General features: G+C 61.9%; 25 protein-coding genes and 1 tRNA gene. 2 read left to right on the top strand and 24 right to left on the bottom strand.

Features of this window, described 5'->3' with window-relative positions; all coding sequences use genetic code 11:
• Positions 1-90: 90 nt before the first annotated feature.
• The 4 genes from CXR25_RS08680 to CXR25_RS08665 all read right to left on the bottom strand — a co-directional run bounded on the left by CXR25_RS08680 (position 91) and on the right by CXR25_RS08665 (position 2258).
• Positions 91-164 (bottom strand) — tRNA-Arg (locus CXR25_RS08680).
• Positions 165-305: 141 nt separating this feature from the next.
• A complete protein-coding gene (locus tag CXR25_RS08675; protein WP_009884062.1) occupies positions 306-512 on the bottom strand; it encodes a hypothetical protein in 207 nt (68 codons plus the stop codon).
• A gap of 185 nt (positions 513-697) precedes the next feature.
• The gene (locus CXR25_RS08670) at positions 698-1012 is read right to left on the bottom strand and encodes a thiamine-binding protein (protein ID WP_009884061.1); all 315 of its coding nucleotides are present in this window, start codon (positions 1010-1012) and stop codon (positions 698-700) included.
• Between the two features lie 55 nt (positions 1013-1067).
• A complete protein-coding gene (locus tag CXR25_RS08665) occupies positions 1068-2258 on the bottom strand; it encodes an acetyl-CoA C-acetyltransferase (protein ID WP_009884060.1) in 1191 nt (396 codons plus the stop codon).
• Positions 2259-2487: 229 nt separating this feature from the next.
• On the opposite strand from CXR25_RS08665, the gene CXR25_RS08660 reads away from it, so the two are divergent.
• Entirely contained in the window at positions 2488-4074 is a 1587-nt protein-coding gene (locus CXR25_RS08660; RefSeq protein ID WP_096146448.1) for a coiled-coil domain-containing protein, read from the top strand.
• A gap of 104 nt (positions 4075-4178) precedes the next feature.
• Here CXR25_RS08660 and CXR25_RS08655 read toward each other — a convergent pair whose 3' ends face one another.
• Positions 4179-4475 (bottom strand): hypothetical protein, encoded by a 297-nt coding sequence (locus CXR25_RS08655; RefSeq protein ID WP_226823790.1) that lies wholly within the window; start codon positions 4473-4475, stop codon positions 4179-4181.
• 30 nt (positions 4476-4505) lie between these two features.
• On the opposite strand from CXR25_RS08655, the gene nucS reads away from it, so the two are divergent.
• A complete protein-coding gene (gene nucS, locus CXR25_RS08650) occupies positions 4506-5201 on the top strand; it encodes an endonuclease NucS (RefSeq protein ID WP_009884058.1) in 696 nt (231 codons plus the stop codon).
• A 25-nt stretch (positions 5202-5226) separates the two neighbouring features.
• On the opposite strand, the gene murA is transcribed toward nucS, so the two are convergent.
• The 19 genes from murA to CXR25_RS08555 all read right to left on the bottom strand — a co-directional run bounded on the left by murA (position 5227) and on the right by CXR25_RS08555 (position 24038).
• A complete protein-coding gene (murA, locus tag CXR25_RS08645) occupies positions 5227-6540 on the bottom strand; it encodes a UDP-N-acetylglucosamine 1-carboxyvinyltransferase (RefSeq protein WP_096146447.1) in 1314 nt (437 codons plus the stop codon).
• The gene (locus CXR25_RS08640) at positions 6540-7007 is read right to left on the bottom strand and encodes a DUF2550 domain-containing protein (protein WP_096146479.1); all 468 of its coding nucleotides are present in this window, start codon (positions 7005-7007) and stop codon (positions 6540-6542) included. Before CXR25_RS08640 ends, murA begins: the two co-directional genes overlap by 1 nt.
• Before the next feature lie 22 nt (positions 7008-7029).
• Positions 7030-7290 carry a F0F1 ATP synthase subunit epsilon gene (locus CXR25_RS08635; protein WP_096146446.1) on the bottom strand — a complete coding sequence of 87 codons (261 nt, stop codon included), beginning with the start codon at positions 7288-7290 and terminating at the stop codon, positions 7030-7032.
• A gap of 3 nt (positions 7291-7293) precedes the next feature.
• Positions 7294-8742: a F0F1 ATP synthase subunit beta gene (atpD, locus tag CXR25_RS08630; RefSeq protein WP_096146445.1), complete on the bottom strand. Its 1449-nt coding sequence runs from the start codon at positions 8740-8742 to the stop codon at positions 7294-7296.
• Positions 8743-8769: 27 nt separating this feature from the next.
• Entirely contained in the window at positions 8770-9702 is a 933-nt protein-coding gene (locus CXR25_RS08625; protein WP_096146444.1) for a F0F1 ATP synthase subunit gamma, read from the bottom strand.
• A gap of 31 nt (positions 9703-9733) precedes the next feature.
• A complete protein-coding gene (atpA, locus tag CXR25_RS08620; protein ID WP_096146443.1) occupies positions 9734-11368 on the bottom strand; it encodes a F0F1 ATP synthase subunit alpha in 1635 nt (544 codons plus the stop codon).
• A gap of 84 nt (positions 11369-11452) precedes the next feature.
• Positions 11453-12259, bottom strand: a complete 807-nt coding sequence (locus CXR25_RS08615; protein WP_096146478.1) for a F0F1 ATP synthase subunit delta — start codon at positions 12257-12259, stop codon at positions 11453-11455.
• Complete coding sequence (locus tag CXR25_RS08610; RefSeq protein ID WP_009884050.1) at positions 12259-12810, bottom strand: F0F1 ATP synthase subunit B; 552 nt, start codon at positions 12808-12810, stop codon at positions 12259-12261. The genes CXR25_RS08615 and CXR25_RS08610 overlap by 1 nt, the downstream gene beginning before the upstream one ends.
• A 19-nt stretch (positions 12811-12829) precedes the next feature.
• Positions 12830-13054 carry a F0F1 ATP synthase subunit C gene (gene atpE / locus CXR25_RS08605; RefSeq protein ID WP_009884049.1) on the bottom strand — a complete coding sequence of 75 codons (225 nt, stop codon included), beginning with the start codon at positions 13052-13054 and terminating at the stop codon, positions 12830-12832.
• An 81-nt stretch (positions 13055-13135) separates the two neighbouring features.
• Positions 13136-13948 (bottom strand): F0F1 ATP synthase subunit A, encoded by an 813-nt coding sequence (atpB, locus tag CXR25_RS08600; protein WP_236850701.1) that lies wholly within the window; start codon positions 13946-13948, stop codon positions 13136-13138.
• 215 nt (positions 13949-14163) lie between these two features.
• Complete coding sequence (locus CXR25_RS08595) at positions 14164-14610, bottom strand: Cg1360 family ATP-synthase-associated protein (protein ID WP_101638804.1); 447 nt, start codon at positions 14608-14610, stop codon at positions 14164-14166.
• Positions 14607-15716: an MraY family glycosyltransferase gene (locus CXR25_RS08590; protein ID WP_009884046.1), complete on the bottom strand. Its 1110-nt coding sequence runs from the start codon at positions 15714-15716 to the stop codon at positions 14607-14609. Before CXR25_RS08590 ends, CXR25_RS08595 begins: the two co-directional genes overlap by 4 nt.
• Complete coding sequence (locus tag CXR25_RS08585; RefSeq protein WP_009884045.1) at positions 15717-16367, bottom strand: L-threonylcarbamoyladenylate synthase; 651 nt, start codon at positions 16365-16367, stop codon at positions 15717-15719. It abuts the gene before it with no gap.
• 54 nt (positions 16368-16421) lie between these two features.
• Positions 16422-17309, bottom strand: a complete 888-nt coding sequence (gene prmC, locus CXR25_RS08580) for a peptide chain release factor N(5)-glutamine methyltransferase (protein WP_009884044.1) — start codon at positions 17307-17309, stop codon at positions 16422-16424.
• Between the two features lie 34 nt (positions 17310-17343).
• A complete protein-coding gene (gene prfA, locus CXR25_RS08575; RefSeq protein WP_009884043.1) occupies positions 17344-18423 on the bottom strand; it encodes a peptide chain release factor 1 in 1080 nt (359 codons plus the stop codon).
• Position 18424: 1 nt separating this feature from the next.
• Positions 18425-20509, bottom strand: coding sequence for a transcription termination factor Rho (rho, locus tag CXR25_RS08570; RefSeq protein WP_125240523.1), 2085 nt, complete (start codon positions 20507-20509; stop codon positions 18425-18427).
• Positions 20510-20734: 225 nt separating this feature from the next.
• Positions 20735-21637 (bottom strand): homoserine kinase, encoded by a 903-nt coding sequence (gene thrB, locus CXR25_RS08565; protein ID WP_009884041.1) that lies wholly within the window; start codon positions 21635-21637, stop codon positions 20735-20737.
• A 2-nt stretch (positions 21638-21639) separates the two neighbouring features.
• Positions 21640-22728 (bottom strand): threonine synthase, encoded by a 1089-nt coding sequence (thrC, locus tag CXR25_RS08560; protein WP_009884040.1) that lies wholly within the window; start codon positions 22726-22728, stop codon positions 21640-21642.
• Between the two features lie 2 nt (positions 22729-22730).
• Positions 22731-24038 (bottom strand): homoserine dehydrogenase, encoded by a 1308-nt coding sequence (locus tag CXR25_RS08555; protein ID WP_009884039.1) that lies wholly within the window; start codon positions 24036-24038, stop codon positions 22731-22733.
• Positions 24039-24058 lie beyond the last annotated feature (20 nt).

Here is a 24058-nt window from a genome sequence, read left to right as displayed (position 1 = left end):
CCGTGCACCAATTGCCACGCCGTAGCGCGCGGTAATTGGTCATTGCAGGGAAACGCCGGAAGGGCGAAAGGGCCGTCAGAGCACAAAAAGTACCCCCGGCGGGGCTCGAACCCGCGGCCTACCGCTTAGAAGGCGGTTGCTCTATCCAACTGAGCTACGGAGGCTCAAATATCCTAACCGATTCGTGATCCAGAACAGAAAGCGGCCCTCGTCAAAGCCTCGGAGACGAACTCCGAAACTTCGACAAGGGCCGTTGTCAGCAAGCTGCGTCGCCACTGTGAATCACGCGACGATCGGGCATTGCATCAGTACAGTCGAGCGGCACGCTCCAGTGACTTTCGCACGGTCACGAACGCAACCATCACAAGCCCGGTCAGAGCCAGGATGACGGCCACGGCTTCGATGGCGAAGGCAAAGTCAACGATGACCGGAAAGAAGCCGGCGGCCATGAAACCGAGCAGGGCAACCATCGTCAGTGCGGTGGCTGTAGTGAAATAGGTGGACCCGTTCATTGTTCATCTCCTTCTTTCTTAAGAAAAGAGTAGACCTGAATGAGACCTACGTCACTATGAATTCCCCGAAAATTTCCGCTGCGCCCAACTTACCGCTGGGTACTTCCCGCCCCACACCTCCTGGCTCCGGTGCGGCGATCCATGTGCTGCGACCGGCGAGCCTCGACGGTGACGCCGAGGGTCGATCAGTCGCCGCCGCGGGCGTCGAGGGCCTTTTCCAGACGTTCGAGCTTGCCATCGATCTCCCCCGTGTATCCCGGACGAATATCGGCCTTCAACACCAACGCCACGCGTGGACCGAATTCGCCGACGACGTCGGTGGCCTCCTTGACCACAGCGAACACCTCGTCCCAGTCGCCTTCGATCGTGGTGAACATCGAATCGGTTCGGTGCGGCAGCCCGGAACGTCGGACCACCTCCACAGCAGCGGCTACCGCGTCATGGACCGACGCGTCTGTGTTGTCACCGCCGCTGGGAGCGACGGAGAATGCGACGAGCATCATGCTCTCCTCTTGGATCGTGACCCGTTGTACTCAGGGTCAAATGCGGTTGGGATCAGTTCTGGGCGGGCACAGTGATGATCAGCGAGTCTCCCTGTCCTCCGCCACCGCACAGCGCGGCGACACCGGTTCCGCCACCTCGGCGCTGGAGTTCAAGGGCCAGGGTCAGCACGATGCGTGCCCCGGACGCTCCGATCGGGTGGCCGAGTGCCACTGCGCCACCATTGACGTTGACCCTGTCCGGGTCAACGCCCAGGTCCTTCGAACTGGCCAGGCCCACCGCGGCGAAGGCCTCGTTGATCTCGTAGAGGTCGAAGGAATCGGCGGCAACGCCTTCCTTCTCTGCAGCTGCCTGGATCGCCTGCGAGGGCTGATGCTGCAGAGAGGAGTCGGGACCGGCAGTCCATCCATGGGAGCGGATCTCAGCGAGGATCGGGGCACCAAGCTCCTCGGCCTTCTCCCGGGACATGACGACGACGGCGCATGCTCCATCGGAGATCTGTGACGCGTTTCCGGCGGTGATGGTTCCATCCTTGCGGAAGGCTGGCCGCAGCTTGGCCATCGACTCCGGTGTGGTCTCGGCGCGCACACCTTCGTCGTTGGACACGGTCACATCGCCCTTGCGGCCGGGAATGGTGATGGGTTCGACCTCATCGCCGAAGAGGCCCGACTCCCAGGCGGTTGCCGCGCGCTGATGCGAACGAGCTGCGAAGGCGTCCTGGTCCTCGCGGGAGAACTCGAAGTCTCCGGCGTTGGCGTCTTCGGTCAGTCCGCCCATGGCCTGGTCGGTGAAGGCGTCCCACAGGCCGTCGTAGTCCATGTGATCCTTGACGACCACGTCACCGTATTTGTAGCCCGAACGTGACTTCTCCAGCAGGTGAGGCGCCAGACTCATCGACTCCTGGCCGCCGGCGACGACGACGTCGTACTCTCCTGCCCGCACCAGCTGGGCGGCCTGAGTGATCGCGTTGATGCCTGAGAGGCACAGCTTGTTCACGGTCACGCCGGGCACGTTCATCGGGATGCCCGCTTCGACCGCGGCCTGCCTTGCTGGCCCTTGGCCGAGACCGGCCTGCAGAACCTGGCCCATGATGACGTACTCAACGTCGTCGCCGGTGATGCCGGCACGACCGAGCGCGCCGGCGATGGCCTTACCTCCAAGCTGCACGGCTGTCAGCGATGACAGCCCTCCCTGCAGACGTCCGAACGGCGTGCGCGCACCCGCGACGATCACTGCTTCAGCCATATTTCCTCCTCAGGTTTCCGAACCCCACTCAAGCGCAGGGAAATCGATGAAGTTTCTTTCTGATCCAAGGGTAGTCCAGCTGTCTGTGGCCTCGGTCACGGGGGCTGTGTCACATAGTGACAAGTCCCGTCCGCACTTGAGTATTCGCACCCAACACTCATGGTGCGTCCGTTAGAGTAGGGGGTGGACGATTTGACCACATCCCTTGACACGACAGGAGTCCACTTCAGTGACGCCCACCGAAGAATTCCGCACAGCGATGCGCGGCTACGAAAAAAGTGAAGTTGATTCTCGCCTGCAGCAGCTGCGGACCGAGGTCGAGTCCGTTCGTAAAGCCCTCTCAGATGCACGTAGTCAGGTCATCAACGCTGATCGGGCGAAGCTGCAGATCGCTGGCGAGCTCTCCGAGGCCAAGGCTCAGCTGAAGAAGGCGGCCAATGACAGCGCCGAGGCTGCAGGCCCTCCCGGAAGCCGCATCGACCACCTGCTCAAAATCGCTGAGTCCCAGGCTCGTGAGACGCTCTCCCAGGCGAACTCCGATGCCGAGACCATCCGCAATAAGGCACGCGCCGAAGCTGCGTCTGCACGTGCGCGCATGCACACAGAGAGCAACGACACTCTGTCGAATGCTCGCTCTGAGGCCGATGCGATCATCAGTTCCGCCGAAATGCGCGCCGATGAGACCGTGAAGGCCGCCGAAAAGCGAGCCTCTGAGCTCAAGGCGACTGCCGAGCGTGAGTACAACCAGGCCAAGGAAGCCAACGAGGCAGCCACGAAGGAAGCACGCGAGAGCCTCGAACACGAACTCGCCGAGCTCAAGGCCACCGCGGAGAAGGAGGCTGCGGATCTCCGCGCTGCGGCCAAGACTCAGTCGGATGAGTCGCTCAGCACCGCTCGGGCGCAGGCCGATGAGCTGCTCGCCGCAGCCAAGGCTCGTGATGAGGCGTCAACCAAGGCTGCTGACGAACTCGATGTCGAGCTAGCTGGTAAGCGCCAGGAGGCCGAGTCCGAGCGCAAGAAGCGTTACGACGCCGCTCAGGTTGAGAACAAGAAGCTCATCGATGAGGCACAGGCACGTGCTGCCAAGGCCGATGCTGAGGCCAAGGAAGCCGCGGAACGAGCTGAGACGACACGTGCGGATGCTGTGAAGAAGGCCGATGACATCATCGCCGACGGCAAGACCCGCGCGCAGACCCTCATCGGCGAAGCCCGCGCGACTGCCGAGGCGACGATCGAAGAGTCCGCAGCCGAAGCCAAGCGCAACGTCGCATCGGCTCAGTCTCAGGTCGACCTGCTGACCAAGCAGCGCAAGACGATCACCGCTCAGCTCGATCAGCTCCGTTCGCTGTTCGCCATGCCAGGTGTAATGGGAGGCGATTCGGTCGATCCGGCCAAGGCCGAGTCCGCATCCCACGCCACCGAACAGATCGCCGATGAGCAGGAACTCGCTGACCTCCTCGCAGAGGATTCCGACGCCGAGGCAGATGGAGACGCGTCCAAGGATGCGAAGTCCGACGCCAAGGGCGGACAAGGCACCGGTGGGTCATCGGCTGCGACCACAGCACCACAGGCATCCGGTAAGGACGCTTCTGTCGAGGGCACCGATTCCAAAGCAGCCGATTCGAAGTCCACCGGCGCCGAGTCCGACAAGGCGACCCCGGCAGACACAACCGCAGCGGACAAAGCCGAGGAAGCAGAGGACTCCGACTTGCCGAACGGAGCCACCGACGCCGACACGATCGCCATCGATGCTCAGGTGTCAGGCGGAAAGAACCGTAACAGCAAGGCGTCGCGGTCGCGGAACTCCTTGCGCTGAGGTTCGTCCTCGTCCGTAGCCCGCACTGATGAGAAGGGCCAGTTCATGATGAACTGGCCCTTTTCCATGTCTCGATGTCGCCTCAGTACATACGAGGCGCTTGGTCAACGGAACTTCTGAAAGCACCTCGAATGCCAGTGCCGACGGGATTCCACACCCACCTCGGTACCGTACCGAGCCGATTGCCTCCAGGCAACGATATGGGGCGTCGATGAAGCCAAGTCCTGCCCACAGCCGGGACAGATATAGATCTTGCCCTGAGAATTCCCGGCAACGTTCTGCACGGACCAGGTTCCGTCGGGCAGGTCTCGGCTCGTGCGCAGCCCGCTGACGGAGTCGGAGAGCTCACGTGGGGCCTGCTGCCATTTGTTTTTGCGACGCGAGGAGGTAGATCGTGGCATCTGGCCATTCTCTCACGTAGGGTGAAGCGCGTGCGTCTCGTCATTGCTAAGTGCTCCGTTGATTATGCTGGTCGTCTGACCGCCCACCTGCCCATGGCCACCCGTCTCATCATGCTCAAGGCCGACGGTTCGATCCTCATCCATTCGGATGGCGGATCGTACAAGCCCCTGAACTGGATGACTCCCCCGTGTTCGATCACAGTCGCTGATCCGAGCCAGGAGCAGACGGAGGCCGGCATGACAGAGATATGGACGGTGTCACAGGCCAAGACCGGTGACAAGCTCGTCATCTCCATCGCCGAGGTGATCTCCGATGACCAGCATGAATTCGGTATCGATCCCGGCTTGGTCAAAGACGGCGTCGAAGCCCATCTCCAGGAACTGCTCGCCGAGCACATCGAGACTCTCGGTGACGGCTACAGCCTGGTCAGGCGCGAATACATGACGGCCATCGGACCTATCGACATCCTCGCTCGCGACCAAGGACACAAATCTGTCGCCGTGGAGATCAAGCGTCGTGGCGACATCGATGGTGTTGAGCAGCTGACCAGGTATCTCGAACTGATGAACCGTGACCCGCTGCTGACACCGGTACAGGGCGTCTTCGCAGCTCAGGAGATCAAGCCGCAGGCGCGTACGCTGGCCGAGGATCGCGGTATCCGCTGTGTCGTTCTGGACTATGACGCGCTGCGGGGCATGGACGATCCCGACTCACGCCTGTTCTGAACCCTCTTCGAAGTCGGTCTGAGACCTACTCGAAACTGAGTATGTCGGCTTTCTCGACGCGTTCGATGTTGGCGCCGAGGCTGCGCAGATTGCTCACGAAATTCTCGTAGCCTCGTTCGATATGGTCGATGCCGGAGACCTCGGTGATGCCGGCGGCACGCAGCCCCGCCATCACCAGGCCGGCACCGGCGCGGATGTCTGAGGCTTCCACCTCGGCGCCGGAGAGACTCTCAATCCCGGAGATCAGTGCATGGTTGCCGTCGATGCGGACTTTGGCACCGAGTCGGGCAATCTCCTGAACGAACCTCCAGCGTGCCTCGAACAGGTTCTCCGACAGCAGCCCGACTCCGTCGGAGACGGAATTCAAGGCGATGACGAATGGCTGTAGGTCCGTGGGGAACCCGGGAAACGGCATCGTTGCAACCCGAATGGCGTGGGGCCGTTCTGCGCCGCGGACTCGGAAGCCTCCCCCGCGCGTGCCGTCGCGAAGATCGATCTCGCCGAGGTCGTCGACAGTGGCACCGGAGTCGCGAAGCTTGATAGCGATGTTGGGCATGAGCTCGAGTCCGACGCCCTTGATTGTCACGTCACCACCGGACAGAGCAGCCCCGAAGGCATAGGTCCCGGCCACGATCCGGTCTCCGACCGTGCGATGGTCGACGGGGCGAAGTTCGTCGACGCCGGTGATCGTGATGTCGGCCTTGCCGATACCTTTGATCTGAGCTCCCATGTCGACGAGCATCGTGCAGATATCGACGATCTCCGGCTCCTTGGCCGCGTTGGAAATCGTTGTCACACCGTGGGCCAGGGTCGCCGCCATCACGAGGTTCTCTGTGGCGCCGACGGAGGGGAATTCGAGGACGATGTCAGTTCCGCGAAGTCCTTCTGGGGCCTCCGCGACGAAATAGCCGTGGTCCAGGTGCACCGTCGCACCGAGGGCTTCGAGGCCGGCCTGATGCATGTCGAGACCTCGTGACCCGATCGCGTCTCCGCCGGGCAGTGCCACGTGCGCGGAACGCATCCGAGCGGTCAGGGGTCCGAGCACAGAGATGGAAGCTCGCATTGCACGCACGAGCTCATAGTCAGCCTGGATACCCACCTCGGCGGGAACGTCGATGCTCACGACTCCGCGATCGGCATCGTAGTCGACCGTGCAGCCGAGCCGGATGAGGAGCTGGACCATGATGCGCACGTCGAGGATGGCTGGCACGTTGGAGATCGTCGTACGTCCGACGGCGAGCAGGCTCGCGGCCATAAGTTTGAGAACGCTGTTCTTAGCTCCCCTGATATCGACTTCGCCGAGCAGTCGACTCGGACCGGTCAAGCGAAAGACATCCATCAGGTGAACCTTCCCATCGTCGGGTTGAAGCCAGGAGGCGATGATTCCAGCCAGGAGGCCATTGTGGACAACGATTCGGTGTCCATGGCTAAAGATACGGAGCGTGGTCGGCCGTCGGCCTTCCCATAGGAGCAGTCCACTACCACAGCGTCGGGCAACACGGAATACTGTTCACCGGACGTGGGTTTGCGGCGGACGAGGATATCGAGATCGGCGCGCGGGAGGCTGACTGCGGCGCGACGAGTCAGTGCAAAAACGGGGTACCAGTCCAGTGATGCCACGGCAAACACTGCTACACCCAAACGCCAACGTGGGCGAGAAGAGGATTCCTCGCCCACGTTGATGGAACAGTCAAAAGCACCGGACAGCTTCGAAATCGACCGGCGTCGAATCGTCACGACGACGATCAACGCGAGGGCGAGTCCTACTAACGAGAGCAGAACGATCAGCAGGACAGAAGGGTTCACGGTTGCCAGTTTAATTGACAGATCAGAGAAGTTCGGCCTGATCAGCGGCAATGATGACACGATTATTCTCAACAGAGAGGAATCCACCATCGGCCTTAACCCGGATGGTCTCCTCGGCAGTTGTGAGAATGCGTGCTTCACCGTCCGCTACGACACCCAGGACAGGCTCGTGGCCTGGAAGGATACCGATGTCACCGTCTGAGGTGCGGGTGATGACGCGCTTGGCCTCACCAACCCAGACCTCATGGTCGGCTGCAACGACGTTCACTTCGAGTACGGCCATGGCTTACTTCTGCATCTCTTCGTAGTTGCGCATGACGTCGTCAAGCCCACCCACGTTGTAGAAAGCCTGCTCAGGGATGTGATCGACCTCGCCTGCGCAGAGCTTCGAGAACCCTTCGATGGTGTCGGCCAGCGGAACCGTCGAGCCGGGCACCTGAGTGAACTTCTCGGCGGTGTAGGTGTTCTGTGACAGGAACTGTTCGATGCGACGAGCACGGTGCACAACCAGCTTGTCTTCTTCACCGAGTTCATCGACGCCGAGGATGGCGATGATGTCCTGGAGTTCCTTGTTCTTCTGCAGAATCGCCTTGACCTCGTTGGCCACGCGGTAGTGCTCTTCACCGACGATCAGCGGATCGAGGATGCGCGAGGTCGAAGTCAACGGGTCAATGGCCGGGTACAGACCACGTGAGGCGATGTCACGGTTGAGCTCGGTCGTCGCGTCGAGATGAGCGAACGTCGTTGCCGGAGCCGGGTCGGTGTAGTCATCGGCGGGAACGTAGATCGCCTGCATCGAGGTGATCGAGTGACCACGCGTCGAGGTGATGCGCTCCTGCAGAAGTCCCATCTCGTCAGCCAGGTTGGGCTGGTAGCCCACGGCCGAAGGCATGCGACCAAGAAGAGTCGACACCTCGGAACCGGCCTGCGTGAAACGGAAGATGTTGTCGATGAACAGCAGCACGTCCTGGTTCTGCACATCGCGGAAGTATTCCGCCATGGTCAGTGCCGACAGCGCCACGCGCAGACGGGTGCCTGGTGGCTCATCCATCTGGCCGAAGACTAGGGCGGTGTCCTTGAACACTCCTGCCTCGTCCATTTCCATGATGAGGTCGTTGCCTTCACGGGTGCGCTCACCAACACCGGCGAACACCGAGGTGCCGCTGTGGTTGTGTGCGATGCGGAAGATCATCTCCTGGATGAGGACGGTCTTACCGACGCCCGCACCACCGAAGAGGCCGATCTTTCCACCCTGGACATAAGGGGTGAGGAGGTCGATGCTCTTGATTCCGACCTCGAGCATCTCGGTCTTCGACTCGAGCTGGTCGAAGGCGGGAGCTGGCCGGTGGATCGGCCAGCGCTCGCTGATCTCGAGCTGCTCACCATCCTCGAGGTTGAGGCAGTCACCGGTAACGTTCCACACATGGTTCTTGGTGATGTCGCCGACCGGGACGGAGATCGGGGCGCCGGAGTCGACGACTTCCTGGCCGCGGACCAGACCATCGGTGGGCTGCAGGGACACGGCACGCACGATGCCGTTGCCCAGGTGCAGCGCAGTCTCGAAGGTCAGCTTGCGCGTACCCTCGGACAGTTCCACCGAGGTGGACAGGGAGTTGTAGATGGCGGGCACGGAGTCGAGCGGAAACTCGATGTCGACAACCGGGCCGATGACTCGGGAAATCCGGCCGAGGGCTGTGCCCTGCGCCGGGGAGGTATCCGTAGCTGTGGCAGTCATGGTCTCTTTCTTCTCTGCTCTCGCCGGTCAGTCGCCGGCTGATGATGCCGCGAGGGCATCGGCCCCACCGACGATCTCGGTGAGTTCCTGGGTGATTTCCGCCTGGCGAGCCGTGTTGGCCAACCGGGTATAGGTCTTGATGAGATCGTCCGCGTTTTCGGTCGCGGTGTGCATCGCAGCCTGACGCGAAGCCTGCTCGGATGCCGAAGCGCTCAACAACGCGGACAAGATCCGCGAGTCGATGTAGCGCGGCAGCAGCGAGTCCAGAACGGCCTCGGCACTCGGTTCGAACTCATAGAGAGGGAACGCAGCCGCGTCCTTCGCCGATCCAGACGAGGCACCTGTGGTGACTTCTTCTGCGTCGACGACCTCAAGCGGAAGCAGTCGCCGGTATTCCGGATCGTGCTTGACGCTGGAGACGAACTTCGTGAACACGATGTAGATCTCATCCACACCGCCCTCCGCAGATTCGGCATTGAAGCTTTGCAAAAGAGCCTCGCCGATTTTGCGAGCGTTCTCAGGAGTCGGCATCTCGGAGATGCCGGTCCAGGCCTGGTCGATCGCACGGTCGCGGAAGGTGTAGTAGTTCTCCGCCTTCCCGCCGACGGTGAAGAGCGAGACGTCCTTACCCTCGCTGTGCAGCAGCCGAATGAGTTCCTCGGCTTCGCGCAGCAGGTTCGCGGAGTATGCTCCTGCGAATCCACGATCCGGGCCAACGATGAGAACAGCAGCACGGCTGACGTTCTCAGGCTCGGACGTCAACACGTGGTCAACGTTGGATTCGCTAGCCACTGCAGAGACCGCGCGGGTCAATGCGTTGGCGTAGGGGCTGGCAGCCTGCGATCGTGCAATGGCCTTCTGAATCCGTGAAGCAGCGATGAGCTCCATGGCCTTGAAGATCTTCCTCAAGGACGAAGTAGAGCGGATCTTCTGCTTGAAGACCCTCTGCTGGGCTCCCATCAGTTCTTCCTTTCGCTGTTACGGATCAGATTCAACGCTTCTGCCGAACGATCTTTTCCTGCTCGACCTCATCGGACGAAGCGGTGGCAGTATCTTCACTGCCGGCCTGTGATCCGCTGGAGTCGGAGGTGACGAAGTTCTTGGTGAACTCTGACAAGACGTTGTCCAGCTCTGCCGAAGTGTCATCATCGAGCTTGAGGGTCTCACGAACAGTCGTGAAGATGCCGGTCTTGCGCTCGATGTGGTCATGAAGCTCGGTTTCGAACTTGAGCACATCCGAAACAGGAATCTCATCCAGGTAGCCGTGAGTACCGGCGAAGATCGACACGGTCTGCTTCTCGAAGGGCATCGGCGTGAACTGAGACTGCTTGAGCAGCTCGGTCAGACGTGCACCACGAGCGAGGTCGCGCTTGGTCGTTTCGTCGAGGTCGGAGGCGAACATTGCGAACGCTTCGAGCGAACGATACTGGGCCAAGGAGATCTTCAATGTGCCGGAGACGCTCTTGAGCGCCTTCGTCTGAGCGGCACCGCCGACGCGGGACACCGAGATGCCCACATCGACTGCGGGACGCTGTCCAGCGTTGAAGAGGTCTGACTGCAGGAAGATCTGACCGTCGGTGATAGAGATCACGTTGGTCGGAATGAACGCACCGACATCGTTCGCCTTGGTTTCGATGATCGGCAAACCGGTCATCGACCCTCCGCCGAACTCGTCGGAGAGCTTCGCGCAACGCTCGAGCAGACGCGAGTGCAAGTAGAAGACGTCGCCTGGGAAGGCTTCGCGGCCCGGCGGGCGACGCAGCAGGAGGGATACCGCACGGTATGCCTCTGCCTGCTTCGAGAGATCATCGAAGACGATGAGGACGTGCTTGCCGTCGTACATCCAGTGCTGGCCGATAGCCGAACCTGAGTACGGAGCCAGGTACTTGAAGCCTGCGGGGTCGGAGGCAGGAGAGGACACGATCGTGGTGTATTCCAGGGCGCCCGCTTCTTCGAGCGAACGGCGGACACCGGCGATGGTCGAACCCTTCTGGCCGACTGCGACGTAGATGCAGCGCACCTGCTGCTTCGGGTCGCCGGTGTCCCAGTTGGCCTTCTGGTTGATGATCGTGTCGATCGCAAGAGCAGTCTTGCCCGTCTTGCGGTCGCCGATGACGAGCTGGCGCTGACCACGGCCAACCGGGATCATGGCGTCGATGCTCTTGTAACCGGTCTGCAGAGGCTCGCGCACCTCTTGGCGATCCATCACGCCTGCGGCCTGGAGCTCGAGCTCACGCTGACCGACGGTCTCGATCTCGCCGAGTCCGTCGACTGGCTGGCCCAATGGATCGACCACGCGACCGAGGTAACCGTCACCGACTGGGATGGAGAGAACCTCACCGGTGCGGTAGACGTTCTGCTCCGCAGCGATTCCGGAGAACTCGCCGAGAATGACGACGCCGATTTCGCGCTCGTCGAGGTTCTGTGCCAGGCCCAAGGTGCCGTCGTCGAACCGGAGGAGTTCGTTGGCCATTGTGCCAGGCAGACCCGAGACGTGGGCGATTCCGTCACCTGCGGTGACGACCTTGCCGACCTCGGACTTTACCGAGCTCTCGGGGTTGTACGAGTCAACGAACTTCCCGAGAGCGTCCCGGATCTCTTCCGGGCGAATTGTCAGTTCCGCCATCTGGTTTCCCTGCTTCCTTTACTCAAAACTTGCGTCCGACGACCGGTGGGCCGCCTGTGCTGCCGGACTGGCCGGCCCCTCGATTTAACTTGCGAGCTTGCGCTGAACTTCGGACAGACGATCAGCCACTGTGGAACTCATCATCTCATCTCCGACCTGAACCCGGACTCCCCCGACGACTGCGGGATCGACCTGTACGTTGAGTACAAGGTCACGTCCGTAGCTGGCGGACAGAGCGACCGTCAGCTTCTGGGTCTGAGCTTCGCTCAACGGTTTGGCGACAGTGACATCGGCGACTGAGCGCTGCTGTCGTGCCGCGAGGATATCGCTGTACTGATCCAGAGCCGTCGCCACGCGGAGTCCGCGCGGGAACAGAACAGCCTGCTCGATCAGCGTAATGGTGTCGGCCTGTGCCTTACCTGCCAGCAGATCTGCGATGAGCGCACGCTTGGTCGACGCAGTCGCGTCGGATTCCAAGGCGCGTGTCAGTTCATGTTCGCTTTCGCACAGACGGGCAAAGCGGAAGACTTCTTCTTCCACCTGACCGAGTTGGCCGGATACCTGAGCGGCAGCAGCGATAGCCGTCACTCCGGCAACCTCAAGGCTGGTCACCAAGTCCTGCGTTCTGGCCCAGCGCTGGCTCACAGCCAGTTCGCTCAGACGCAGGACAGGCTCAGTGTTCCGAGTCGAGAACAGAGTCCGCAGCAGCTGCTGCTTCTTCTCAGCTGACTCGGCCGAGTCTGCCAAGGCCTTGCGCAGCGACACGTTCTCAGCGAGAACCGCGACGATACTCAGCATGCCGGTGCCGAATTCGCGCGCGTCGCCGCGGGCGATCTCAGCATTGGCTGTTTCAAGAACGGCCTGCAGGGACAATCTGCTCGACTGGAGCATCACGCCCCCTTGACCGGCTGTGCCGAAGACTGCGACTCGAGATCGGTGATGAAACGATCGACCACATTGGCAGAGCGCTGATCATCGGTGAGTGATTCGCCGACGATGCGTGATGCCAGATCAGTGGCGAGCGTCCCGACTTCCGAACGCAGCTGCACCATGGCGGACTGACGCTCGGCTTCGATCTGCGTCTGAGCCTGAGCGACGATGCGCTCGGACTCTGCATGAGCCTGGGTCTTCATATTGGCGATGATCTGGGCGCCTTCTTCTTGAGCCTCGGCGCGCAGTCGTGCAGCTTCTGCACGGCCGTCGGCGAGCTGCTTCTGATACTCGGCCAGAGCCTCATCGGCTTCGGCCTGCACCTTCTCAGCCTTTTCAATTCCACCCTGAATGCGCTCTGCGCGCTCATCAAGAGTCTTATTGAAGGCTGGGAGGACGTACTTCCAGACAACCAGGAAGACGATCAGCAGACAGATGGCACTCCAGACGATGTCGTACCACGCGGGGAGAAGCGGGTTCTCAGACGCAGCAAGAATGTGTACCGGAGTCATCGTTTAGTCCTCTTCGTGATCAGGGCAGGAAGAACGGGGTGGCGATGCCGATCAGGGCCAGGGCCTCGATCAGCGCAATGCCGAGGAACATGTTTCCGCGCAGTGCACCGGCCATCTCAGGCTGACGTGCGGTTCCCTCGATGGTCTTACCGATGACAATACCGACACCGACGCCGGGGCCGATTGCGGCGAGGCCGTAACCGACGGTGTTGAGGCTGCCGGTGACTTCAGCGAGCATATCCATTGAATGCTTTCCTTTCATAAGTCGGCCGGGTGGTTGGCCCGGCCCTTGTAACGTCTGAGGTTACAGAATGTGGGGTGCTACTCAGTGGTCGTCTGAGATGGCGGCGTTGATGTACACGCAAGACAGAAGAGCGAAGATGTAGGCCTGCAGGACGACGATCAGCATCTCAAGGATGAAGACGAAGAATCCGCCGGCGAAGGTGATGATCGAGAAGAACTGGAAGCCGTTGGCAGCATCGAACAGGAAGAAGCTCGTTGCAGAGAAGCACAGCACCAGGAGAAGGTGGCCGACCATCATGTTGGCAAAGAGTCGAATCGCCAAGGTGAACGGCTGAGTCACGAACTTGGTCAGGAACTCGATGGGGATGAGCAGGATGTGCATCGGCCAAGGGACGCCGGGAAGGATCAGAGAATCCTTGATGTAGCGACCGAAGCCCTTCTCGGAGATGCCGGCCCAGTGGTACGTGACGTAGACCGTCAGTGTGAGGACGATCGGCAGACCGATCACGCCGGTGCCTGGCATGTTGAGGAACGGAATGAGCTTCGTCACGTTCCAGAACAGGATGCCGAAGAAGATGGCAACGATCAGCGGCATGAATTTCTTGGCTTTTTCCTTGCCCAAGGTGTCTTCGGCGATGCCGACCGTGACGAATTCCATGGCCAGCTCCATAGCTGACTGGAAACGGCTGGGGACCAGCTTCATGCGCTTGGCCCACACTGCAAGCAGAACAACGACTGCGACGGTGGCGAGGACGCGGATGAGCATCACGCGGTTCATCTCAAAGGGAGTGCCTTCGAAGAGGAACGCGGCGGGGAAGAACTCCGCCATGGATGGGGCGTGAAAACCACTTTCAGCGGCTTGGATCGTTGTGTTCGCAGCGTTGAGTGTTCCCACGTTTCCTTTACTCTCCCATGGTCAAAAGCCTTGATGGCCTGGCCTTAGCCACGCAGGACCTGCGTGGCAGTAGGTTCAGGAGCGACATGGAGCGACAAATGGCTCCAGCACCGCGACTACTCTACCAATTGTAGAGAGCTGCCGACAAATTCATCACCTTTGACTGTACATCTTCTGGCAGTCCCTGTCGCAATCGCGAAGTGCGTCCGGATTGCCTAGTTCGCCTCAGGATCCACATAGGGCACACGCGCCTTGGCCACCGTCAGAGCCTCGACGAGTGATGACCCGATCACGGCAACGACGATTGTGAAGAATGCCACATTTCCATCCAGCCATGCTGCGTCTTTGAGCCGCCAGATGACGAGCATGAAGATGAAGGCTTTGAAGAGGAATCCGATGCCTAAGAATCCGGCGATCGCGGTCAGCCCCATATTGCGCCCTGCATACATGATGACCAGGGTGATGATGATGAAGACTGCCGCCAGTCCCCCGCCCACTGCACCGCCGTTGAGTCCTTCGGCGCCGGAGACCAGATAGCCGATGCCCATGCCGAGCACGGCGACGGCAACGACGAGGATGATTCCGCGGACCAGCATGGTCCTCCAGACTCTCGTCCATGCGGCCTGCACGGAAGTTTCCTGGCGGGGAGACTCATCGGTCATGAGATTTCCTCTCTGGCTTTCTGTCGGACCCGTAACGGGTAGAAGGTGAAGAGCAGGGTGATGGCGAACAGGCCGCCGACGATGCAGACCACATAGATCCACGGCATCAGCAGCAGCATGACTGAGCCGAATGCGATGAGTGCGGTCCAGGTGTAGAGGATCAGCACGGCCCGAGCGTGCGAATGCCCCAGACTGAGCATTCTGTGATGGAGGTGCTTCGCATCGGCAGAGAATGGCGATTGGCCGGCCAGAAGGCGACGAACGACGGCCAGGCCGAGGTCGAGCAGGGGCAGGAACATCACTGCGACCGGGAGAATGATCGGCAGGAAGGTCGCGAAGACCCTCTCCTCCCCGAGCAGCGCCGGGTCAACCTGCCCCGTCACGCGGATAGTGGATGCCGCAAGCAGAAGTCCGATGAGCATCGACCCGGAGTCGCCCATGAAGATGCGTGCGGGATTGAAGTTATGCGGGAGGAACCCGACACAGGCACCGACGAGTATGGCGGTGATCAGCGAGGCCAGGTTCGCATAGGACTCAGGCGAGGCATCCCGGGCCAGACCATAGGAGTAGATGAAGAATGCGCTGCCGCCGATGGCAACGACTCCCGCGGCCAGTCCGTCGAGGCCGTCGACGAAGTTCACTGCATTGATCGTCACCAGCACCACCAAGATGGTGATGATGATCGACATCCGCGGCGAGCCGATGATCACTCCCCCGAAGGGAATCGACAGCAGGGCCACGCCATTGATGGCCATGAACCCGGCGGCCAGAGCCTGCCCGGCGAGTTTGGTGATCCAGTGGAGATCCCAGATGTCGTCGATGATTCCCAGCACACACAGAACCGTTGCGGCCCCGGCGATGCCGATGATGGGCCCCATGTCCGAGAAGATCCTCTGCAGGAACGGGGTCTGGGAGGCGAAGATGAGGCCCACGATCACTGCCCCGAACATCGCGACTCCGCCCAACCTCGGCGTCGGAACGGAATGCACATCGCGTTCGCGCAGGGGCGAGAAGATCTGCCCTCGCTCGGCCACCCGCTTGACCATCGGGGTCAGCAGGTAGGCCACGAGGGCCGAAATGATGAGGATGAAGAGGTAGGCGCGCACTCAGCCGTCCAGGTCGAGGAGATCGGGGACGATTTCGCGCAGCTCATCGCTGGTGACAGGACCCTCGCGCACGATCTTCGGGACGTCACCGGTGAGGTCGACGATCGTGGAGGAGATTCCCGATTCGCGCACTCCCCCGTCGACGTAGATGTCGACGTCGTCACCGAGCATCTCCATCGCCTCATCCGCCGAGGTGGCCGCGGGCGATCCTGAGACGTTGGCACTCGAGACGGCCAGTGGACCGGTTCGGCCCAGGAGAGCGAGTGCGTATTCGTCGTCGGGCATTCTCACTGCCACGGTCCCGTGGGTGTCACCGAGGTCCCAATCCAATGAGGGCTGGGCGTTGGCGATGATCGTGAGAGGTCCGGGCCAGAAACGGGCGGTCAGAGCCAGGAGTTTTTCATCGACGCCGTCGACCAGACCGAAGACGGTCTCGGCCCGCGGCACGAGGACCGGCGGCGGCATGTCTCGGCCGCGGCCCTTCGCTGCGAGGAGCGCGGAAACCGCTGAGGCGCTGAAGGCGTCGGCGGCGATCCCGTACACGGTGTCGGTGGGAATGACGAGCAGGTTGCCCGTTTCACTGACCCTGGCGCATTCGTCAAGGACCAGGTCACGGATGTCGCTTTGGGTGACGTCGAATCGTCTCGACACGAATTCTCCGTTTCGGATGGTGGTGGTCAGTGGGCAGAACCGGCTGGTTCGTCGTCACCGGTCGACACCGGTGACACGATGAGCCACCGTGTAGCGGTCGCGTCCAGTGTAGTCCGGGTAGGTGGCAGCCTGCCTCAGACTGGCCGTCGACATGATGAGTTCGCGGGCTGCCGGGCCCTGTTCCTCGGAATGTTCCATGATGAAGAACCCACCGGGTCGCAGCAGCTTCTCAGCCTGGATGATGATGAGTCCGGGTATCTCCAACCCCGTCGCTCCTCCGTAGAGAGCGGCCTCCGGATCGTGCTCGCGAACCTCGGCATCGCGGGGCACAGCAGTATCGGGGACGTAGGGAGGATTGGTCACGACGACATCGGCACTGGCCCACAGCTGCGGGCTGTCCTCGGCGAAGGTCGTGGCATCGCCGGACACGAGATCGACGGAGGATTCGCCGAGGTCGACCGCCGCTAAGTTCATCAGCGACCAATTCAGGGCCTGGGTCTCGCGTTCGACGCCGATCGCGCGCAGGCGCCGATGTTCGGTGGCCAGGGACAGTGTGATCGCTCCCGATCCTGAGCACAGGTCGATAATGAAGGGCACGTGTGTGTTCTGCTGCCGTTCCAACTCTTCGAGGACCTCTGTCACGAGGAGCTCGGTCTCCGGTCGTGGCACGAAGACTCCGGGGCCCACCTGCAGTTCAAGGTGTCTGAAGGCTGCGACTCCGATGATGTGCTGCAGCGGTGTGCGCTGTCGTCGTCGGTCGATGAGCTGAGCGAATGTCGCCGTGACTTCAGCGGGAACCGTGTCGCCGAGGAGTCGTCTGCGCGCAACTCCGGAGGCGTCGAGGCCCCAGGCATGAGCAAGGAGTGCCGCGGCGTCGGTATCGGGGTTCGGGACATCGGCGCGAGCCAGCAGCTGCGCGGCCCCACGCAGCACCGTCGACACGTCCCCTTCGGCAGCGGGCGGGCGCGGATCCAGGTCAGTCCCCCAGTGCGTCGAGTCGTGCGGCCTTGTCAGCCTCACGGCAGGAACCGATCACAGGGTCGAGCTCACCGGCAAGGACCTGGTCCAGGTTATAGGCCTTGTACCCTGTCCGATGGTCAGTGATCCGGTTCTCCGGGAAGTTGTATGTGCGGATGCGTTCCGAGCGGTCAACGGTGCGAACCTGAGACCGTCTGATATCAGCGGCCTCGGCTGCGGCCTCTTCGGCCTGCTTGGCCAGGATGCGTGCACGGAGCATGCGCAGTGCCGCTTCCTTGTTCTGCAGCTGTGACTTCTCGTTCTGACAGCTCGCGGTGATGCCGGTGGGCACATGCGTGATGCGCACCGCTGAGTCTGTGGTGTTCACTGACTGACCGCCCGGGCCCGAGGACCGGTAGACGTCGATGCGCAGATCGTTGTCATCGAGTGCGACTTCCTCCGGCTCGTCCACTTCGGGAAATACGAGCACTCCGGCGGCCGAGGTGTGGATGCGTCCCTGGGATTCGGTCACAGGAACGCGTTGGACCCGATGGACTCCACCTTCGAACTTCACCCACCCGTAGGCACCGTCGTCCTTGGCCTTGAGAGCCAAGGTCACATCCTTATAGCCTCCGAGGTCGGAATGCGTGGCATCCAGGATCTGTGAGGACCAGCCGCGTGAGTCGATCCAGCGCTGATACATCCGCAGGAGATCTCCCGCGAACAGCGCCGATTCGTCGCCACCCTCACCAGCTTTGATCTCGATGATCGCATCGCGTGCGTCATCGGGGTCGCTGGGCACCAGGAGGTCTCTGAGCTCAGTCTCCACATCAGCGGCCTCAGCGTGCAGACGTTTTGCCTCAGCGCCGAATTCGGCGTCGTCGTCCGCGAGTTCCTCCGCAGCGGCGGCATCCTCTTCGAGCTGGGCGAAGTGACGTGCGGTGACGGCAACCTTGTCGAGTTCCGCGTAGCGCCTTGTCAGCTTCTTGGCGCGACCAGCGTCAGCGTGGACTGCAGGATCGGAGAGTTCCGACTGCAGTCGTGCATGCTCGTCGAGCAATGCGCTGACGCTGGCCTTGAGGGTGTCATCGTCGGCCATCTCAGTTGTTGTCGGTGGACGACTTTTGCAGAGGAGTCGTCTTCTGCACCTGCATGAGGAACTCGACGTTCGAGCCGGTTTCCTTCAGCTTCGACATCAGCAGCTCAACAGCCTGCTGCTGTTCGAGGCCGGACAGCACGCGACGAAGCTGCCACATGACCTTCATCTCTTCGTTGGTCATCAGCATCTCTTCGCGGCGAGTGCTCGACGCGTTGACGTCGACGGCCGGGAAGATGCGCTTGTCGGCGAGCTGGCGCGACAGGCGCAGCTCCATGTTGCCGGTGCCCTTGAACTCTTCGAAGATGACCTCGTCCATCTTGGATCCGGTCTCGACGAGGGCTGTGGCCAGGATGGTCAGCGAGCCGCCGTTCTCGATGTTGCGGGCAGCACCGAAGAATCGCTTCGGCGGGTAGAGCGCGTTCGCGTCGACACCACCGGAGAGGATGCGGCCTGAAGCTGGCTGCGCAATGTTGTAGGCACGGCCGAGGCGAGTGATGTTGTCGAGGAGCACCACGACGTCCGAACCCATTTCGACGAGCCGCTTGGCGCGCTCGATGGCCAACTCGGCGATCGTCGTGTGATCATCTGCCGGACGGTCGAAGGTCGAAGCGATGACTTCGCCCTTCACTGCGCGCTGCATGTCCGTTACTTCCTCGGGACGTTCGTCGACGAGGACGACCATCAGGTGGACTTCCGGGTTGTTCTCGGTGATCGCATTAGCGACCTGCTGCATGATCATCGTCTTGCCCGCCTTCGGGGGCGCCACGATGAGACCACGCTGGCCCTTGCCGATAGGTGTCACCAGGTCGATGAGTCGGGTCGAGTGCTGCTTCGAGGTGGTCTCGAGGCGCATCCGCTCCTGTGGGTAGAGCGGTGTCAGCTTCGAGAACTCGACACGGCTACGAGCATCATCGACGGTCAGGCCGTTGACGGAGTCCAGTCGCACCAGAGCGTCGAACTTCTCACGCTTGCTGTTGCGATCGTTCTCACGCGGCTGGCGGATGGCGCCGGCGACGGCGTCGCCCTTGCGCAGCTGGTTCTTGCGCACCATCGAGGCCGAGACGTAGACGTCGTTGGGGCCGGGCAGGTAGCCCGAGGTGCGCAGGAATGCGTAGTTGTCGTGCACATCGAGGATGCCGCCGACTGGGATGAGCACGTCATCGTTGCGGATCTCGGGCTCGTCGTTGCCGCGTCCTCCGCGACGCTTGCGATCACGGTCGCGTCCGCGTCCGCGGCGGTTGCCGCGATCGTCGTCATCGTTGTTGTTGCGATTCCGACGGTCGTTGTTGCGGTCGTTTCCGCGGTCGTTGTCATCGCCCTGACGGTTACGGCCGTTGCCGCGATCGTTGTTGCGATCACCGCGGTCGTTGTTGTCGTCGTTCTGACGATTGCGACCGTTGCCGCGATCGTTGTTGCGATCACCGCGGTCGTTGTCATCGCCCTGACGGTTACGGCCGTTGCCGCGATCGTTGTTGCGATCATTGCCGCGATCGTTGCGGTCGTTGTTGTCGTCGTTCTGACGATTGCGACCGTTGCCGCGATCATTGCGGTCCGTACGCTCGTTCGAGTCATCGGAGCTGTGTCCGTTGTCGTCGTTCTGAGCTTCGGCTCCACGTGAGCGGGAACGGCTGCGACGTGAGCGCTGCCTGTCCTGGTCTGCGGTGGAGTCAGATGAATTGTCCTCTGCAGCCGGAGTCTCGACGACAGCGGAGGATTCCGTGGAAGTCACAGAGGCAGCGGCATCCTGAGAGCCGGCGGTGTCCTTGTCAGACGAGGCAGCAGCGCTGCGACGGGACGGACGACGCTTGGGTTCGTCGGTTGCTTCGCTGGAGCCGGGCTTCTCTTCCTGAGCTTCTTTGGCGGAGGCTGCAGAAGCGGCAGGTGCGGTCTTCGGGGCGGCTTGAGCCTGTCCCGAACCGCCCTGAGCGCTGTTGTGGTTGTTGATGGCGTCGATCAGTTCGCCTTTGCGAAGTCGACGGTACCCTTTGATCCCGAGTCCCGCTGCCATTTCCTGGAGCTGGGGCAGACGCAAAGCGGTCAGACTGCCTGTGCGTGGTGCGGAATCTTGAGTAGTGGTTTCAGACACGAAGGTCCTTCTCCCTCTTTCGGCCGTGCGGCAAGAGCCGTTTACTCACGGCGACGGAAACACCATTGACGGTGCATTGTGAAAGATAACCTGCCTAAGAATGAGCAGGAGACGTTCCAGAATTTGTGACATTGACAGTGGATTCGCGATGCATATCGTCAAACCCGATCACTGACGGAACACCACCAGTTTACGTGCTAGACGACGATCACGCTAATCCTGTGCCTAATTCTTTTGCTCCACCCGATATCCGCCGAGGTCAATGGAGGTGTGAATGAGTGTGACAGTGTCGGGAACCAAGGACTCAGGCACCGCACCCGCAAGCACGAGAACAGTCGGCCCCGCCCCTGAGATCACTGCGGGCAGACCATCGGCGCGCAGGGCATCGACGAGTGCCATCGACTCCGGGTAGGCCTCGCGTCGGAATTCCTGGTGCAGACGGTCGTCGGTGGCTTCGAGCAGGACCGATGAATCGGAGACGAAGCCGTGGATGAGCAGCGCAGCCCGTGCAGAGTTCTCCGCGGCGACCTCGTGCTCGATCGACACGGGGATCACACTGCGAGCAATCTCCGTATCCAAACGCACGTCCGGCACCAGCACAGTCACCTCGTTCACGGTGTTAGCCGGAACCTGCCATGACCGTGCAGGGCCGGGCAGTGCGATGGTCAGTCCCCCGTAGACCGCGGGCGCGGCATTGTCGGGGTGGCCCTCGAGATCGGAGGCGAGTTCGAGCACTCGCTGCCTGCTCAGCTGCTGACCACCGACATACGTACCGAGCTCACCGGCCAGTGCGATGGCACCGACGTTCGCGGCGGCGGAGGAACCGAGGCCACGCGAATGCGCTATCCGGTTGACACATTCCAGACTGAGGCGATCACCCAATCCCACGGGTGCCTCCGGGTACTCAGCCGCGAGCACCTCGAGCAGCACGCGCATGATGAGATGGGACCGATCCGTCGGCAGTGTTTCGGCGTTCTCCCCCGTCACCTTCACACAGGTACTGGGATCCACCGGCTCATCGTGGACCGTGAGGGTCAGCGTGTCGAAGATCCCCAGCGCAAGGCCCAGGGCATCGTAACCGGGGCCCAGGTTCGCCGAGGTGGCCGGCACCTCGATCTGGATTCTCACACTCACCTGTCTTCGAGCCCGAGAGCTCGTGCAGCGCTGACTGCGTCGACGGAGACCCGCTTCGGTTCGATGTCGGAACCGTCGGCGGTGTGCAGGGCCCAGGTGGGATCTTTGAGTCCGTGACCGGTCACGGTGACCGCAATCCTCGCACCGGCAGGGACTCTGCCGGCCTCGGACATCTTCAGCAGCCCGGCCACCGAGGCGGCAGAACCGGGTTCGACGAAGATTCCCTCGTCCCGGGACAGGATCTTGTGAGCGCGCAGGATCTCATCATCGGTCACCGAATCGATGACTCCTCCGGAGGAGTCTCGGGCTTCGATGGCCTGCTGCCAGCTGGCCGGATTGCCGATCCGAATGGCCGTGGCGATCGTATCGGGTTCGTCGACTGGGTGGCCGAGGACGATCGGGGCAGAGCCGGCGGCTTGGAAGCCCCACATCTGGGGCAGGCGCGTCGAGGCTCCGATCTCCTTATACTGGCGGTAGCCCTTCCAGTAGGCGGTGATGTTACCGGCGTTGCCGACTGGCATCACGTGGATATCCGGAGCATCGCCCAGTACGTCGACGACCTCGAAGGATGCAGTCTTCTGTCCCTCGATGCGATCGGGATTGACGGAATTGACGAGGTGGACGGGGTAGGACTCAGAGAGCTTCCTGCACAGGGTCAGGCAGTCGTCGAAGTTACCGTCGACCTCCAGGAGCGTGGCCCCATGGGCGATGGCCTGGCTCATCTTCCCCGGGGCGATCTTGCCGGAGGGCACGAGCACGGCACAGGTGAGCCCGGCCTTGGTGGCGTAGGCCGCCGCCGAGGCCGAGGTGTTGCCTGTCGAAGCACAGATGACGGCCTTCGCGCCCTGAGCCAGGGCCTTCGTGATGGCCATCGTCATACCGCGATCTTTGAACGACGCGGTGGGGTTGAGTCCTTCGTACTTCACCCACACGTCTGCGCCGGTGAGTTCGCTGAGCTTCTCCGCCTTGATGAGCGGCGTCCCGCCCTCACCCAGGGTGACAGCCGGTGTGGTCTCCGAGATGTCGAGGAGAGAGCGGTACTCTTCGACGACGCCCTGCCACTGCTTTTTGGGGAATTCAGTCATTGTCACTGTCCTTCTACACGGATCACGGATTTGACGGCGCGCACTACGGAGAGGCCGCCGAGGCGGTCGACCGTTCTCCGCAGGATCGCGTCGGTGTTCGAGTGGGTGGCGAGAACCAGTTTCGCGTGCTGAGTGCCCTGATCATCGACCTCCCCCACGGTCTGGCGCATGAGCTCGATCGAGGCGCCTTCGTCGGAGAAGACCTCGGAGACTGCGGCGAGGACACCTGGACGATCAACCACGTCGAGCGTGATGTGATAGCGGGTGGTGATCGCCGATATCGGCAGAATCCGGGAGTCCTCGTGGAAGGGACGCTCGTACTGGCCTCGGCCGCCGAGGACCTTGCGACGGGCCACAGAGACCACATCGCCGAGGACCGCGGACGCCGTTGGTTCGCCGCCGGCGCCCTGCCCGTAGAACATGAGCGAACCGGCGGCCTCGGCCTCGATGAAGACAGCGTTGAACGCGCCGCGGACCGTTGCCAGCGGGTGGCTGCGTCCCAGCAGCGCCGGGTAGACGCGAGCGGACAGCCCGGATCCTGCCGGTGAGTCGCTGACGCGTTCGCAGACGGCGAGGAGTTTGATGACGAACCCTTGGTCGCGGGCCGTGGCCACCATGTCCGGAGTGATGTCGGCAATGCCTTCGACGTGGACATCGTCGATCGTGACGGGAGCGTGGAAGGCCAGTGACGACAGGATTGCGGCCTTGGCCGCAGCATCGTGCCCACCGACATCGGCGGTCGGGTCCGCCTCGGCGAAGCCCAGCTCCTGCGCAGCCGTGAGCGCTTCATCGAAGCCCCAGCCCTCGGAATCCATCTGGTCGAGGATGTAGTTGGTCGTGCCGTTGACAATGCCCATGATCCGATCGATTCGGTCACCGGCCAGCGAGTCGCCGACGGGCCGGATGATCGGGATCGCGCCCGCGACCGCTGCCTCATGTTCAAGACGGACACCGGCGGTGTCGGCTGCGGACATGAGTTCGCCGTAGTTGGCGGCCAGCAATGCCTTGTTGGCCGTGACGACGGATGATCCGTGGTCGAGGGCCGACCGGATGAGAGTCTTGGCAGGCTCGATGCCGCCCATCAGCTCGATGACGATATCGGCGCCGGCGATGGCGGTCTCCGCATCGGTCGTCAGCAGACCTGGGTCGATTCCCGGGCGCTCCTTCGAGGTGTCGCGGACGACGATTGCGCTCAGTTCCAGGGGCGCACCGATTCGTTCGGCCAGGGCCTCGCTCCGATTCTGGATGCGAGCGGCGACTTCGGTGCCGACGACTCCACATCCGAGCATGGCAACTTTCAAAGCCTGCATTTGTTCACCTTTTCGCTGTC

The organism is Brevibacterium aurantiacum (assembly GCF_003932995.1).
In the GTDB taxonomy this organism is placed as follows: domain Bacteria; phylum Actinomycetota; class Actinomycetes; order Actinomycetales; family Brevibacteriaceae; genus Brevibacterium; species Brevibacterium aurantiacum.
The sequence above is the reverse complement of the archived record's forward strand: the minus strand, read 5'-3'. Positions and strand labels throughout refer to the sequence as shown.